The 14,017-nt window shown below is 60.1% G+C and carries 12 protein-coding genes and 1 pseudogene; 2 read left to right on the top strand and 11 right to left on the bottom strand.

Annotation, left to right across the window (positions count from 1 at the left end; all coding sequences use genetic code 11):
• Positions 1 to 24 precede the first annotated feature (24 nt).
• From PM3016_RS08415 to PM3016_RS08400, 4 genes are all read right to left on the bottom strand, one after another.
• Positions 25 to 888 (bottom strand): carbohydrate ABC transporter permease, encoded by an 864-nt coding sequence (locus PM3016_RS08415; RefSeq protein ID WP_014369116.1) that lies wholly within the window; start codon positions 886 to 888, stop codon positions 25 to 27.
• On the bottom strand, positions 885 to 1,778 hold the full coding sequence (locus tag PM3016_RS08410) for a carbohydrate ABC transporter permease (RefSeq protein ID WP_013915051.1): 894 nt from the start codon (positions 1,776 to 1,778) through the stop codon (positions 885 to 887). Before PM3016_RS08410 ends, PM3016_RS08415 begins: the two co-directional genes overlap by 4 nt.
• A gap of 83 nt (positions 1,779 to 1,861) precedes the next feature.
• Entirely contained in the window at positions 1,862 to 3,028 is a 1,167-nt protein-coding gene (locus tag PM3016_RS08405) for an ABC transporter substrate-binding protein (protein ID WP_014369115.1), read from the bottom strand.
• Between the two features lie 464 nt (positions 3,029 to 3,492).
• Positions 3,493 to 5,322, bottom strand: coding sequence for a sensor histidine kinase (locus tag PM3016_RS08400; RefSeq protein WP_014369114.1), 1,830 nt, complete (start codon positions 5,320 to 5,322; stop codon positions 3,493 to 3,495).
• 130 nt (positions 5,323 to 5,452) lie between these two features.
• On the opposite strand from PM3016_RS08400, the gene PM3016_RS08395 reads away from it, so the two are divergent.
• Positions 5,453 to 7,060: a response regulator gene (locus PM3016_RS08395; protein WP_013915048.1), complete on the top strand. Its 1,608-nt coding sequence runs from the start codon at positions 5,453 to 5,455 to the stop codon at positions 7,058 to 7,060.
• A 37-nt stretch (positions 7,061 to 7,097) separates the two neighbouring features.
• Here PM3016_RS08395 and PM3016_RS08390 read toward each other — a convergent pair whose 3' ends face one another.
• Both PM3016_RS08390 and PM3016_RS08385 read right to left on the bottom strand, forming a co-directional pair.
• A complete protein-coding gene (locus PM3016_RS08390) occupies positions 7,098 to 7,730 on the bottom strand; it encodes a GNAT family N-acetyltransferase (protein ID WP_014369113.1) in 633 nt (210 codons plus the stop codon).
• Positions 7,727 to 8,269, bottom strand: a complete 543-nt coding sequence (locus PM3016_RS08385; RefSeq protein ID WP_014649965.1) for a hypothetical protein — start codon at positions 8,267 to 8,269, stop codon at positions 7,727 to 7,729. Before PM3016_RS08385 ends, PM3016_RS08390 begins: the two co-directional genes overlap by 4 nt.
• Before the next feature lie 226 nt (positions 8,270 to 8,495).
• Between PM3016_RS08385 and PM3016_RS08380 the strand changes: the two genes are divergently transcribed.
• Positions 8,496 to 9,098: a TetR/AcrR family transcriptional regulator gene (locus PM3016_RS08380; RefSeq protein ID WP_013915045.1), complete on the top strand. Its 603-nt coding sequence runs from the start codon at positions 8,496 to 8,498 to the stop codon at positions 9,096 to 9,098.
• 24 nt (positions 9,099 to 9,122) lie between these two features.
• On the opposite strand, the gene PM3016_RS08375 is transcribed toward PM3016_RS08380, so the two are convergent.
• The 5 genes and pseudogenes from PM3016_RS08375 to PM3016_RS08360 form a co-directional block, all read right to left on the bottom strand.
• Positions 9,123 to 10,031, bottom strand: a complete 909-nt coding sequence (locus PM3016_RS08375) for an NAD(P)-dependent alcohol dehydrogenase (protein WP_013915044.1) — start codon at positions 10,029 to 10,031, stop codon at positions 9,123 to 9,125.
• Between the two features lie 115 nt (positions 10,032 to 10,146).
• On the bottom strand, positions 10,147 to 10,317 hold the full coding sequence (locus PM3016_RS41555) for a response regulator transcription factor (RefSeq protein WP_476638827.1): 171 nt from the start codon (positions 10,315 to 10,317) through the stop codon (positions 10,147 to 10,149).
• A 195-nt stretch (positions 10,318 to 10,512) separates the two neighbouring features.
• Positions 10,513 to 12,824 (bottom strand): annotated as a pseudogene (locus PM3016_RS08370) (winged helix-turn-helix domain-containing protein); the annotation flags it as partial.
• Positions 12,825 to 12,902: 78 nt separating this feature from the next.
• A complete protein-coding gene (locus PM3016_RS08365) occupies positions 12,903 to 13,325 on the bottom strand; it encodes a VOC family protein (RefSeq protein ID WP_014649961.1) in 423 nt (140 codons plus the stop codon).
• Positions 13,326 to 13,343: 18 nt separating this feature from the next.
• Complete coding sequence (locus PM3016_RS08360) at positions 13,344 to 14,000, bottom strand: formylglycine-generating enzyme family protein (protein WP_013915041.1); 657 nt, start codon at positions 13,998 to 14,000, stop codon at positions 13,344 to 13,346.
• Positions 14,001 to 14,017 lie beyond the last annotated feature (17 nt).

The raw sequence follows: 14,017 nt of genomic DNA, 5'->3' as shown, positions 1-14,017 counted from the left end.
TCCCCCGTGGGAAGCCCTGCCCTCTTACGATTTGACCGCCCCGTCCGTAACCCCCGAGATAATGAACCTCTGCGCCGCGAGATAGATGATCAGCGTAGGCAGCAGAACCGCGATGATCCCGGCTGACAGCACATTCCACTGCGACATGCGGTCCTGTGTGAAGAGCATGAGGCCGCTGGTGATCGTGGACAGCTTCGAGGAAGGCATATACACCGTCGGAATAAAGAAATCGTTATAGATGCCGACCACCTTCAGGATGGAGATCGTGGCGATCGCCGGCCGCATCAGCGGCAGGATTACCGACCAGTAGACCCGGAAGTAGGAAGCCCCCTCCACCCTAGCGCTCTGATCGAGCTCCGTCGGGATTTTGTACATAAACTGCATGAACATGTAAATATCGAGCACGCCCGCGGCCGAATACAGCAGCAGCCCGGCATACAGGGTGTTGTAGAGCGCAAGGCTCTTGATCACCGTGAAGGTGGCGATGGCCGTCGTGGTGGTCGGCAGCACGGCCGCGAAGACATACAGGCCCAGGATCAGCTTGCGGCCGCGGAACTTGAAGCGCGTGACGACATAAGCGACCATCGTTCCCATGAAAATGCTCGTAATGAGGGAGACGACGATCAGGATGCCGACATTCTGGAAGCCGAGCAGCATTTTTCCCCGTTTCCAGTACACCTTGAAGTTGTCGAAGTTCAGAAAGCTCTGCGGCAGATCCCAGACCTGCGAATACATATACTCCTGGTTGGATTTGAACGAGACCAGGAAGACGATCAGGATCGGCGCGATCACCAGGATCACGAAGCCGAGCAGCAGCGCATAATTCAGCAGGCGGAGCAGGGGATGATTCACCACCAGCCCCGATTCCATCGATCGATGTTTCCTCATCCTTCTTCCCCTCCTCCGCGGATGACCAGATTCTGGATCAGCAGCACGACCAGCACGATGGCCAGCAGGAAGACCCCGAGCGCGGACGCCAATCCGAAGTTGTGAAAGTTAAACGCCGTATAATAAGCCATGGAGGCGAAGGTCTGGGTGCGGTCGCCCGGACCGCCCTTCGTCATGATGAACGGCTGGAAGAACGCCTGCAGGGCCCCGTTCAAGCTCAGGAAGAGGTTGATCTGCACGACGAGCTTCATGCTCGGAACCGTAATGAAGCGGACCTTGTGCAGGAAGTTGGCGCCGTCGATGCTCGCCGATTCGTACAGATCCTTCGGAATCGACTGCAGGGCTCCGAGGAAGATCACCATGGCCAGCCCCGTATTCTGCCACAGTCCCATGAAAGCCAGCGACATGTTCGCCCACCAGCTGTTCCCGAGGAAGCGGACCGCATACTCCTCGAGTCCGATACCGCGCAGCAGAATATTGACCGGACCGTCTTCGAAGTTGTACATATAGCTGAACATATACGCGACCGCCACGCCGTTCAGGATATAGGGCATGAACAGGAAGGAGCGGAAGAACCGCTTGCCCCGGATATTCGAATCGAGCAGGATCGCAAAATACAGGCCGAGGAACGTCTGGATCACCGAGATGATCACATAAGCCATGTTATTAATGAGCGTCTTCCAGGCCATGTTCTCCCGGAGAATCGTCTTGTAATTGTCGAGCCCCACATAGTTGTACGCCGGCTTCATGCCGTCCCAGTCCGTCAGACTCATCTGGAACAGTTTCAGGGCCGGATAATATGAGAATACAAGCAGGATGATCAAAGGAAGGGCCAGAAAAAGCCCGATGGTCCATCTTCTTTCCCAAATGTCATTCGTACTCTGCAGCATGGCCTCTCCGCCTTTCTCTGATCTTTGGGCATGGGAAAGAGAGCCGGCTCGTCATACGCCCTGCCGGCCCGCCTCCCCACATTTTACTTGCCAAGCGCCTTGCGTGCTTCCGCCCACTTCTTGTTGTACTTGTCGATGACTTCCTGCGGATTCTCCGCCAGCACATACTCCTGGGCAGCCTTCTTCGCATCGATCTGCGCCTTGTTGATGAGCTCCTGGTATTCCGGCACATGCGCTTCCCACTCCACAATCGGCAGATTGTAAGAGAGCAGCTCCTTCAGGAAAGGCTCATCGGCCTTGTAATCCTTGTTCGGCGGAATCATCCCCGCCTTCTTCGGCATATAGCCGTTATCCCACATGAACTTCAGGAACGCCTTGGCCGCCTCCGGGGACTTCGAGTTCTTCGTCACCCCGTACATGTAGTCCGCCGAGCCGACAAGCGCCTTCGCCCCCGGCACCGGGAACATCCCGATGTCCTCCGGCTTGCCGCCGTTCTGCTCGATCTGGGCCGGCAGCCAGGTGCCGAGATAGGTCATCCCGATCTTGCCTTGGGCGAGATCGCGCTTGGACGCGTCCCAGTTCGTGGACATGAGGTCCTTCTCGAGGTACCCTTTGTCCGCCAGCGTCTTCAGGAACTGAATCCCCTCGAGGAGGGAGCCCGGTTCTTTGGCGAAAAGGTCTTTGCTGATGAGCGTGTTCTGGTAGTTCTTCGAGCCGGTCATGTCATTGGAGTACGCCCCGTCCGCGTAGTTGCCGAGCGGCCAGCCGTCCTTGAAGTTCGAGGCGACCGGCGTGATGCCCTTCGCCTTCAGCTTCTCGGCCGCGGCGAGGAACTCCTCCATCGTCTTCGGCGCCTGCTCGATCCCTGCCGCGCGGAAGGCCGCCTTGCTGTAGACGAAGCCCTGGTAGTTCAATCCGATGGAAAGCGTATACAAGTGGTTGTCAGGACCCGCGCCGTTCTCGTAGTACCAGAGGTTCTCCTTGGTATAACCGAGGTCGTCGATCGGCACGAAGTACGTCGGATAATCCTTCCGGGTCATCCCGAGTCCGCTGGGTACGAACATAATGTCCGGCAGCTCGTTCGCGGCGATCTGCGTCTTGAGCACGTCATCGCCCTTGCTCGATTCCACGGTGATCTTCACGCCCGGATTCTTGGCCATGAATTCTTCAGCGATGTCGGTCAGAGCCGTATCCGCGAGATCGGTCCGGTGGGTCAGGAACGTGATGTCCCCTTTTAGTCCCCCCCGCATCCGGAGCGGCACTGCCGCCGGCAGACTCGGGACCTCCGGAAGAGCAGGCAGCAAGCAGGGATGCGGCCGCAAAGGCAGCAGCCAGAATGGCAGTCGAACGTTTCAAACGAAGTTCCCCCTCAACCGTTTTGTTTGTTATGTTTGTTTCTTTGTTATTATCATAACGGATCGGAGCGGCCCGGAACATGACAGGAATAAAGATTTCTTTGCACTTCTACAGGTGCTCGGGTGTATCTTTTTGCGCTCCGTTATGCTTCGCATAAAGGTCGCTGTCAAAAAGATACACCCTCGCTGGCTAAAAAAACAAAAAACCTTTAAAACCTTTAAAACCTTTAAAACCTTTATAAAATCAAACTGACGGGCTCGGGCATATCGTTTGGGGCTCCGTTATGCTTCGCATAAAGGTCGCAGCCCAAAAGATACAACCCTCGCTGGCAATACTAAACCAAACCCAAACTGACGGCTCACAGATGGGCAGGCAGGAGGACGCCTGCCTCCTCCTCCTTGATCGGGATGCATACGAAGATGTTGGTTCCCACTTCCGGCGTGCTGATGATCTCGAGTCCGTACGCTTCCCCGTAGAACAGCTGGATCCGCTTGTTGACATTGTGAAGACCGATACTGACCGCCCCCTCCTCCGGATGCCGGAACGACCGGTTGAGTGCCGCGGACTGCGCCTCCGGCATCCCTCTTCCGTTGTCACAGACCTCGAAGATCAGGTTATCGCCGTCACTGTAGCCCCGTACCTCAACCAATCCGCCGCTGGACCGGTTTGTGATGCCATGCAGGATCGCATTCTCCACGAGCGGCTGAAGGACGACCTTCAGCATCCGCAGCTCCATGATCTCCGGGCGGATATCCAGTTCGATGGAGAACACATCCTCGAAGCGGATCTTCTGCAGCAGCATGTACTGCTCGAGATGATAGATCTCCTCCCTGACGGTGACGAGGTCGCCGGTGCGGTTAATGCCGTACCGCAGAATCTCCCCGAGGGAGAAGGCCATATCCGCCGCATCCGGAGCCTGCCTCGATTCGGCCACCATCCGGATGGATTCCAGCGTGTTGTACAGAAAATGCGGATTGATCTGCATCTTGAGCATCTGGAGCTCCATCTCTTTTTGCGATATCTTCTCCCGGGACACCTCGTGAATCAGATGCTCGATGCGTCCCGACATCTGGTTGAACGTGCGGGCCAGCTGCCCGATCTCGTCCTCCTGCTGCAGGATGATTTCCTTGTTGAACTCCCCGTCCTCCACCCGCTTCATCAGGCGGATCAGCTTGTGCACCGGCTTGACGATGCTCCGCGAGAACAGCACCGTGAAGACGATCATGAGCAGCAGCAGCGACAGGGTCGTAAGGAACGTGGTCATTGCCATGTGATTCATGTTCTTGTACAATGCTTTCAGCGGAATGAGGTTGACGACCTTCCAGCCTGTCCGCTCCGATACCGCGTAACTGAAGAGATAATCGGTGCCGTCCAGCGTAATCCGGTTGGAGGGGTCCCCCGGGTGCGCGTCGAGCTTGGAGCGGATCTCCTCCCGGGCCGGCTGCCCGATCTGTGACGGGTCCCTGTCGGCCAGAATCCGGTTGTGGTCGTCGAGCAGGAACACCCGGTTGCCCTCGACACTGCGCATCTCCTCCGCCAGCTTCAGCAGGTCCTCCACAGAGCCGGCCACCATGACGACGCCGATAGTCTCGGAGGTTTCCAGCTTGTAGATGCCCCGGGCCACGCCGAAGACATAGTACGGCTTGGAGGGGTGCGTCGAGTTGGCCACCGGATAGGTCGGCATCTTGACGACCTGCTTGTAATCCTGAAGGGCGGCGTCGAACGCTTCCCGGACGGCGGAATCCTGGATCGACACGCTCGACCATTTGCCGTCGATGTACAGCAGCCCTATGCCCCTGCGGTTGAACAGCGCAAGCGATTCGATATTGTCGTTCACCGTCATATACTTGTTGGCCTCGCCCGTGAAGGCGCTGCGCATTTGAATATCGAACCGCCCGGTGCTGTTCGATTCATCGACGTAGCTGAACAGGGCGGAATGCTCCCCCTGCTCCCAGATCAGGGGCACCTTGGACATGGCGGTCAGCCCGTCCATATTCTCGTCGATCTTGCTCACCGTCTGGGTATTGAGCCGCCGGATCACCTCCAGCGTATCCTTCTCCTTGTCCTTCCTGAAGTTCGAATAGGTCAGCCAGGACAGGGCGATCATGATGACGAACACGAACAGAAACCCGGCATACAGCTTCGCCGCGATCGGCAGATTGCGGAAGTGTAACCGCTTTATTTTCATCGTAACTCAGCCCCCTTTTTCTTGCTTAGTGCTTATAACGGCAGCCGTCCGCCCTCGCCGCCGGTCGGCATCACACCGGTTGCCTGTCCACAGCCTTGCCCAAACCTGCAGGAACGGAGGTATCCATGCCATGCTGAACATTGTAATTGCCGACGACGACAAAACGATCCGCGAGGGTATCGGCACCATCATCCGCTCCCTCGGGCGCGGCTATGGGATCGACACGACCGCCTCGGACGGCCAAGCGGCCCTTGAACGGGTTATCGCCTTGAAGCCGGATGTGCTGATCACGGACATCAAGATGCCGGTGATGGACGGCATCCAATTGGTCCATACGATATCGGGGATGGGGCTTCCTGTCAAGATGATCGTGCTCAGCGGATATGACGAATTCGAGTATGTGAAGGAAAGCCTGAAAGCGGGAGTACGCGACTACCTGCTCAAGCCGCTGAACAAGCGGGACCTGATCAAGCTGCTCGACCGGCTGGAAGCGGCCAAGGGGGTCGAGCTGCTGCTCGCCGAGCAGCAGGAGAAGCTGAAGCGGCGCGTGGAGGAGAGCCGCTTCCTGCGCCGGGAGCGGCTGCTCTGGGACCTGATCGTGAACCGGGTACGGCCGGCCGCCACATTCGGTGAACGGGTATCGGAGTTCGGGCTCGACCGTGTGTCCTCCTTCATCCTGGCTATCGTCCGGATCGAAGACCCGGCGGAGCCTCCTGCCGCCTTCGATTGGGGGACCTGGCTTCAAGAGCTGAGCGAGGAGGTGAGGTGGCTTGAGGAGAGCCTGTTCAGTATACAGAACGGGCAGCTGACCCTGCTCCTGCCCTGCCCGGCGGAAGCGGACGGGACGGACGGAGACCAGGCCCCGGATCCCGCCCCGTTCATCTGGCTGACCTCCCGCATGCGGGAGTGTGCCGAAGGGGCATTCACGGCGGGCATCAGCCGCCCCATCCCGTCGCTGACCGACGTACCGCAGGCCTACCGGCAGGCTGCCGAGTGCCTCCGGCAGGCTTTCTATGACGGGCCGGGCCGCGTATATGTATTCGACCGCGAACGGACGGTCTTCCCTCCCGTTCGCGACGCGGAGTGGGCGGCGCCCGCCCAGCAGATCCTCCAGGCGGTCGAAGCCTTCGACGCGGACAAGGCCTGCGGGCAGCTCGACTCGCTCCTCTCCGCCCTGATCGCGCAGCGGGTCGATCCCGCACAGCTTGCGGGCGTTTGCTCGAAGCTGGTCCGCAGGGTGTATGCCCGCTTCGAGGAAGCCGAGAGGATCGCGGAAGCGGACGCGGAGGCGAGCGTGCTCCGGGTGATCGAGGATGCCCCCGCCGCCCAGGTGCTGCAGGAGCGGCTCTGCGGCGCCCTGCACCGGCTCGTTCTGGAGATGCAGGCTCACCATGCGAAGAAGGACAGCCCCGTCATCGCTTCCGCCAAGGAGTACATCCGGAAGAATTACGCGCAGAATATCAACCTGCAGACCGTGGCGGCCCAAGTGCATCTCAACCCGAACTACTTCAGCAATGTGTTCAAGCAGGAGACGGGAATGAACTTCCTCGAATACCTGCTTGACATCCGGATCGCAGCGGCCAAGAAGCTGCTGGAGGAGCCGGACGTCAAGGTATACGAGGTCGGTTACCTGGTCGGCTACGACAATCCGAGTTCGTTCAACCGCGCTTTCAAGAATGTCACGGGGCTGACTCCGAGCGAATACCGGAAGATCGGGTATTCCCGCACCGAAGCATGAACCTCCGTCAGGACGCGTTCATGCTTCGGCTGCACCGTCATTTTGGGGCCCAATGCATACAGTACAGCGGAAGCCCGCCCAGGCTGGCTTCGGCGGACAGGACAAACCCCAAAGAGACGTACCAGTCCACATTCCTCCGGTTCTCCGTATCCAGTGCCGCCCCCTGCGAGCCGGCATGGGCATGAACCCGGCCGAACAAATCGAGCAGCAGGGCCCGGCCTATCCCTTTGCCCTGGGCGGAAGGATCTACCCCCAGCATGGCCAGGTAATGATGGGCTGTAACCGGGGCTGCATTCCGGGTAACGCGCATATAAGCATTAAGCTGACCCAGGGACCTCAGCGGCAGCCGGAAGAGCAGCGGCAGCAGGAGCCCGGCCAGCTTGACGTTCTGCCTCATCCCGCTTCGGCTGGTGCGAGGCGGCTCCGCCAGATAGGCACCGGCCAATCTGCCGTTTTCGAAGTATCCCCGCATGTCCTCCCCCTGAAGCAATGCCTTCTTGAACACCAACGTGAGGAAGAGCCTCACCCGCTTTGCTGCGAACCTGTCGCTCTTGGACGGTCCGAAGAGATGCAGGAACAAAGGATCGTCGGCGAACGCCCTGCCCATGACCGCAGCGAAGGACTCTTGATCCGCTGAGGTTAACGGGGCGATCCGGCCCCCCGGCTTCATTCTCCCTCACCTGCTCCACGGCCGGCATGGCCGTAATGATCCACAGCGAAGCTGTAAAGAACCTTCAGCAGGAACAAGAGACCAACCGTCATCATGAAGGGCGAGTCGAAGGGCAGCAGCGTAACGAAGCCAAGCCCCAGGGTGAGCAGCACGCCGGCGGCAAAGTGCTGGGAAGGCCGTCCCGTAAGGCCGCTGACCACGGCTTCCCCCAGGATGCTCATCACCCACACGCAGAGTGCAGGCCCCAGGTCGGCATGCAGCAGAACCGCAATCAGCACGATATGAAGATGTACCGCCAGAAAGATGATCCGCTTCCTCGGATGATTCGCATAATACCCGCTGGTGGACCTGGTGAAGTTCGCCATGCATCCTGTAACAATATCCCAAACCAGCAGCATGGTAATCACGCTGCCCCAGACCGGACGTCCCTCCCCAAACTCGGGAAACCGTACGCCAAATGCTGCGGTGAACAGTGCTCCGCACACCAGCATGGCCAGCAGGGTTCCGCGTGTAGGCCCTGTTCCCAACAGATCATGCATAAACGCCGGTACCCTAAGCCTCTTGCTCCTGCTCCCCTTCATGTTCAACCCACTCCCTTTTCATGTGTCGGAATATCAAGGACTGGCTTCCAAAGTTTTATACTTGTGCACAGAATTAACTACATAATTCATAATACGCAGGGGACTGGCAGTCTGGCAATACTTTTGTAGTCATCCGGTTGAAACACTCCAAAATTACAATTACACTAATACATGGGGTGAACCTATGAACGGATTCGAACGCCGCAAACAGGCCAAAATCAATCAGATTCTTGCCGTCGCCGGGGAGCTCTTCCTTCGGCACGGCTGCGGGAAGGTCAGCGTGAATGAGATCGCCGCCGCGGCGCATGTCTCTCCGGCGACCATCTACAATTACTTTGGAACCAAAGAAGGACTGTACGCCGAAACATTGACCCGGTCCATGAAGGAGCAGCTCGAGCGATGTGAAGCTATCCTCCGCTCCCCCATTCCTTTTCCCGAGAAAACAAAGGAGATCATCCGTCTGGAAGCTGCCAGCCTCCAATGGCTCACGGCAGAGCTCGTGCACAACGCTTCCTCCGAGACTATGCAGGCGGTCGAGTTGTTCGGCAGTCAAAAGGTGACCGGCTTCTACAGGAGCTTCGTCCTGCTCGGCAAGCAGGAGGGATACATCGATGGGGACCTGTCCGACGAGATGGCGATAAAGTACTTCCGCATGTTCCAAGACGTGCTCGTCCGCTCGTGGACCTCCTCTGAGCAGGAAGCCGGCATACCGGATCTGGACGCCTGGCTGCAGCTGTTCTTCTATGGACTCGCCGGTTCGTCCGGTACGACACACCAAAAAGGCTGATCCTCCGGACCAGCCTCACTTCGTCTAGATCGTAACAATGACATTGCCTTTCTTGCGCCCGGATTCCACATACCTGTGGGCCTCGGGAATGTCCTTCAGCGTATACCGTCTGTCGATGACCGCCCGGATGCGGCCCTGTTCCGTAAGCTCTTTGAGCAGCAGGACATCCTCCTGGCGCTCCTTCGCAATGCCTTGGCCGTCTACGGTCAAGTAGCTCCCGCCCGAGGCAAGCGCCCGCAGGCTCTTCGATTTGGGAAGCTTGCCTACGGCATCGAAGATGATATCATAGCGCTCCGGTCTCTCCGTGAAATCATCCCGGGTATAGTCAATCCACCTCTCGGCCCCCAGGGACTTTACGAGCTCCGCCCCCGCTGCACTGCATACGGCGGTCACTTCGGCTCCGAAGTGCTTCGCCAGCTGTACCGCGGACGTCCCCACCGCCCCGGATGCGCCGTAGATCAGCACCTTATGTCCGCTCCGCAGGTTCCCTTTCCGGAAAAAATGCAGTGCCGTCGTGCCCCCGAACAAAATGGCCGCGGCATCCTCATGGGTCACATTGTCCGGTTGTAAAGCTACCCGGCTGTCCTCCCGCAGGCAGGTGTACTCCGCGTAGCCACCGAATCTCATCCCGGTTAAAGCAAAGACGCGGTCCCCCGGCTTGAAGCGCGTCACCTCTTTGCCTACCGCTTCCACGACTCCCGCCAGCTCCACCCCAAGGATCGGATTTCTTGGCCTGGTGAGGCCTAACACAAGCCGCATCGGGATCCACATCAGCAGCGGGCTGTTGAAGGTGCGGACCCGGATATCTCCGGACGTTACGGCGGCCGCATGGATTCTGACGAGCAGTTCCTTGGCCTTGGGCGCCGGCTTGGCAACCTCCCGCAGCTCCAGCACATCGGGGGATCCGTATTGTGTGCATACCATCGCTTTCATGAGCTTCCTCCTCAGGCGGAGATATGCAATGAGTATAGCCTCGAACCGGCAGCGGAGGATAGATACTTAAGTATGGTTTTGTTTTGGGGTACTGCCGCGATTCCTCCGAGAGGAGTCAGCTCTGGACCAGCCCCAGCCTGCGGGCGCGGGCCACCGCTTCCGTTCGTCTTTGGACCCCCAGCTTGTCAAAAATATGGCGGTTATGCCCCTTCACGGTACTGAGTGCGAGGAACAAACGCTCGCCGATCTCCTGATTGGAGAGTCCCTGGGCAATGAGCTGCAGCACTTCGAGCTCCCTCTCGCTCAAGGGTTCGATCAGCCGCTCGTCGGGGTGGAGCGGTGCCGGCGCCGTTCTTTCTCCGCGCTCCTCCGGCTGGAACGCCTCCAGCAGCCGGCCTGTATATGCCGGCAGTACACCTTGAGCTGCAGCCTTGGACAGCAGCCTCTGTACTGGGGCGCCCTCATCCACAAAAAGCCGGATGAAGCCCGCCGGCACAGCTGCCGTCAGCACTTCGGCAAGCAGCCGGAGGGCCTTGGCCTCCTGTCCGCAGGCATAGAGGGCAGCCGCCTGCAGGAGCATGGCCTTCAGCCGCTCATCCGCCAGGCCCTCCGCCTCCGCCTTCTCCCTCAGCGGTTCCACCACCGACAGGGCGGCGGCAGGATCTCCCTGCGCCAGATGAACCCGGGCCTCAGAGAGAGGCAGCCCGTGCTTCCGCGCGAGCTCGGCGGCCGCCTCCGCCCGGCCCTGCTGCAGCAGCACCCTCACCTGTGCCCCGGCAATCGAGGGAAGCTGACTCCCGAATTGGAGTTCGCGGGCCTCGCCCTCCGCCTGAGCCAGAATGGCTGCCGCAGCGCTCACTCCCCCCGTGCCAGCATCAAGCCGGCCAGGAAGACCTCGCCGGCCACGGCTCTGTCCGTCTGCTGGAGCATGCGTGCCAGGCGGATCGCCTGCCCGGCGTGCGCCTCCGCGGCCTCCAGGTCATTGCGCTGGTACGAGATTCGTGCCAGACCCAGATGGGCTTCGCAGGCCGACGGCAGCGGCGGGTCTCCCGCCCATACCAGCACCTGACGGTACGTCTCAGCCGCCGCGTCCAGCCGATTGTCCGCTTCCTGGATCAACCCCAGGCCGAGGGCTGCCATGACGGTAATCGTGACATGCCCGATCCTCCGGGAGACGGACAAGGCTTCGGTGTAAGCTTCGGCTGCCGCGGTGCGGTTCCCCTGAAGCTGGTAAGCACAGCCGAGCGTCCAGGCGGAAGCCGTACGGACCGGCAGATTGTCCTCGTGCAGGTATTCAAGCGCACGGAGCGACTGCGCCAGGACGATATCTCCCTGATGCCGGCTGACCGCCAGGGCGGCGCGGATGGAGGCGATATGCCCGATGAGATCCCGGGTACGGCCGTCCTGCTCCGCGCCCCGGAGGGCCCGCTCGGCCGCCTGGAGCTTCGGCTCCACACCGGATATGCGGCCCGTCAGCAGATCGGCTGAAGCGTAAATCACCCAGAGCGAGGGCCTAGGGTCGAGCTCCTCCGGCGGGAGGGAATCGAGCCACTGGATGACCGGTGCCGCCCCCCCGCGGAACAGCAGGGGCATCCCCCTGCCCTCGACCAGGCGGGCGGCACGATCTACGTCATGAGCGGCAGCCGCATGCTGCAGCGCTTCCAGCTCCAGCCCTTCGGCTTCATACCATGCGCTGGCCCGGATGTGAAGCTCAGCCGCCGCCTTGTCTGCGCCGCTGCCTGCAAATACCCCCAAGCTTCGCTGCAGCCGCTCCCGCAGAAGCTCCGCGAAGAGATGGTGATAGCGGTACCACCGCCTTTCCTGATCCAGCGGGACGAGGAACAGGTTGGCCCGCTCGAGCCTCTCCAGCGTTTCCTGCCCGGAGACGGCAGTCGCGTGGGATTCTCCGGCAGCCCCCCGCATCACGGCGTCACAGAGCGGGCCGCACATCCGGTCCAGGATGGAAGTACGCAGCAGAAAAGCCTGGGTCTCTTCGGGCTGCCTGTGCAGAACCTCTTCCACCAGGTAGTCAAGGATATAGCGGTGACTGCCCGTGAAGGATTGAATGAAGCCGGCGGCGTCCTGCTGTCCCTGCAGCGAGATCCCGGCCAGCTGCAGGCCGGCCGCCCAGCCTTCGGTGCGGGCTTCCAGCCCGGCAATGTCGGCTGATGAGAGGCTCAGCCCCATGACCCGGTTGAGCAGGTCGCCGGCTTCGGTGAGCGTAAACCGCAGATCAGCCGCCTGCAGCTCCGTGATCTGGTCCCGGACGCGCAGACGAGAAAGCGGCAGGTCCGGTATCTCCCGGGTCGCGAGGACCAGGTGCATCTGCGGCGGCAGGTGATCCAGCAGGAAGGCGAGCAGATCGGTCGCCGGCTTGGCATGGATCGCATGGTAGTCGTCAAGCACGAGGAGTAACGGGTCGGCCGCTGCGGCAATGTCATTCAACCAGATCGTCAGCAGCGATTCGATGGGCGGCGGCTGCGGAGAGCGGAGCGCCTGCAGCACGCCCTCGCCGAGCTTCGCCTCTACCGTCTGCACCGCAGCGGTGAGGTAGGCCAGGAAGCGTGCCGGATCATTCTCCCCTTCGTCCAGGGACAGCCACGCCGCCGGCCGGCCGCAGGCGGAGGCCCATTCGCTGACCAGCGTCGTCTTGCCGCTGCCCGCCGGAGCCGCGACCAGAGTCAGCTTCCGGTGCAGCCCTTCGTTCAGCCGCGCGATCAGACGGGAACGAAGCACCCGCTGGGGACGCGGCGGAGGAATGAACCATTTCGTCGAGAGGATCGGTACAGTCATCGGTACCTCCATTTCCGCGCCGTCAGCCGCGGCATGCATTCGAATTTGGGATGTATCATCGCCGCTGCTTACCAAAGCTCAATCCTGCAGATCCCAATCCGGATTCCAGACAATTTCCCACAAATGCCCGTCCGGGTCCAGGAAGTGTCCGGAATACCCTCCCCAGAACGCATCATGCGCAGGATCCGTTATTTCAGCTCCTGCCGCTTGAGCCAGCCCCATGATTCGATCCACTTCTTCCTTGCTCCCGACATTGTGACCTATCGTAAATTCGGAGGAGCTTCGCGGTGCCAAAGGCACCTTCGCCTCGTGGGCCAGATCCCTGCGATTCCAGATGGCGAGCTTCACACCCGCCTGCAAGTCAAAAAAAGCCACTGCCCCATGCTCGAATTCGTTCCCTATGATTCCTTGCGTCGGCAGGCCCAGCCCGTCCCGGTAGAAAGTCAGCGATCTTTCCAAATCATCGACTCCTAAGGTGAGTACAGAGATACGTGGTTTCATCAGGATTCCAACAGCCTCCTATTCATCTATTGACCTGGCGAGACGAAAGCCGAGATCATCAATCCGAAACGTAGGGTGACTTCGGCGCCTGCACGTCGCCCCGCAGCCCCTGGCCTCCTCGGCCCAGCTTCCGCCGCGGAACACCCGGTAGGAACCATAGACTTTGGCATCGTACACATCCCAGCACCATTCCCACACATTGCCCAGCATATCGTAGAGTCCCCATGCATTCGGCCGCTTTTGTCCCACTTCCCGGGCCCGGCCCCCGGAGTTCTCCTGATACCAGGCGATCTCCTCCAGCTCCCCGTACCGGTACCCGGCGGATCCCGCTTTACACGCATACTGCCATTCCGCTTCGGTAGGCAGACGGTAGCCATCCGCCCCCCGGTCCCAGAGAACGCTCTCCCCATCGCTGGTAAGCGAGTAGCATTCCTGAAGGCCCGACTGCCGGGACAGCAGATTGCAGCATAAGACGGCCTCCAGCCATGAGACATCCGCAGCCGGAACAAGCGCGTCTTCAAGAGCTGCGACGGTCTTCTTTGGCGGGACGATAGAATCATAGAATGCCCTTGTCACTGGAACCGGGGCGAGCCAAAATGAATCCACCGGAACCGTCCATGCGGTCTTGATGCGATCGTCCCTGAGCTGCACTTCCCCTGCGGGAATGTACACCATGGGATACTCACCTGTAC

It is taken from the genome of Paenibacillus mucilaginosus 3016 (assembly GCF_000250655.1).
GTDB lineage: Bacteria > Bacillota > Bacilli > Paenibacillales > NBRC-103111 > Paenibacillus_G > Paenibacillus_G mucilaginosus.
This window is presented reverse-complemented; position numbering and strand designations above follow the sequence as displayed.

Bases quoted from the DNA above. Each gene is read 5' to 3' on its own strand.
- PM3016_RS08415 (WP_014369116.1), bottom strand. From the start codon at position 888: ATGAGGAAACATCGATCGATGGAATCGGGGCTGGTGGTGAATCATCCC.
- PM3016_RS08410 (WP_013915051.1), bottom strand. From the start codon at position 1,778: ATGCTGCAGAGTACGAATGACATTTGGGAAAGAAGATGGACCATCGGG.
- PM3016_RS08405 (WP_014369115.1), bottom strand. From the start codon at position 3,028: ATGCGGGGGGGACTAAAAGGGGACATCACGTTCCTGACCCACCGGACC.
- PM3016_RS08400 (WP_014369114.1), bottom strand. From the start codon at position 5,322: ATGAAAATAAAGCGGTTACACTTCCGCAATCTGCCGATCGCGGCGAAG.
- PM3016_RS08395 (WP_013915048.1), top strand. From the start codon at position 5,453: ATGCTGAACATTGTAATTGCCGACGACGACAAAACGATCCGCGAGGGT.
- PM3016_RS08390 (WP_014369113.1), bottom strand. From the start codon at position 7,730: ATGAAGCCGGGGGGCCGGATCGCCCCGTTAACCTCAGCGGATCAAGAG.
- PM3016_RS08385 (WP_014649965.1), bottom strand. From the start codon at position 8,269: ATGCATGATCTGTTGGGAACAGGGCCTACACGCGGAACCCTGCTGGCC.
- PM3016_RS08380 (WP_013915045.1), top strand. From the start codon at position 8,496: ATGAACGGATTCGAACGCCGCAAACAGGCCAAAATCAATCAGATTCTT.
- PM3016_RS08375 (WP_013915044.1), bottom strand. From the start codon at position 10,031: ATGAAAGCGATGGTATGCACACAATACGGATCCCCCGATGTGCTGGAG.
- PM3016_RS08365 (WP_014649961.1), bottom strand. From the start codon at position 13,325: ATGAAACCACGTATCTCTGTACTCACCTTAGGAGTCGATGATTTGGAA.
- PM3016_RS08360 (WP_013915041.1), bottom strand. From the start codon at position 14,000: ATGGTGTACATTCCCGCAGGGGAAGTGCAGCTCAGGGACGATCGCATC.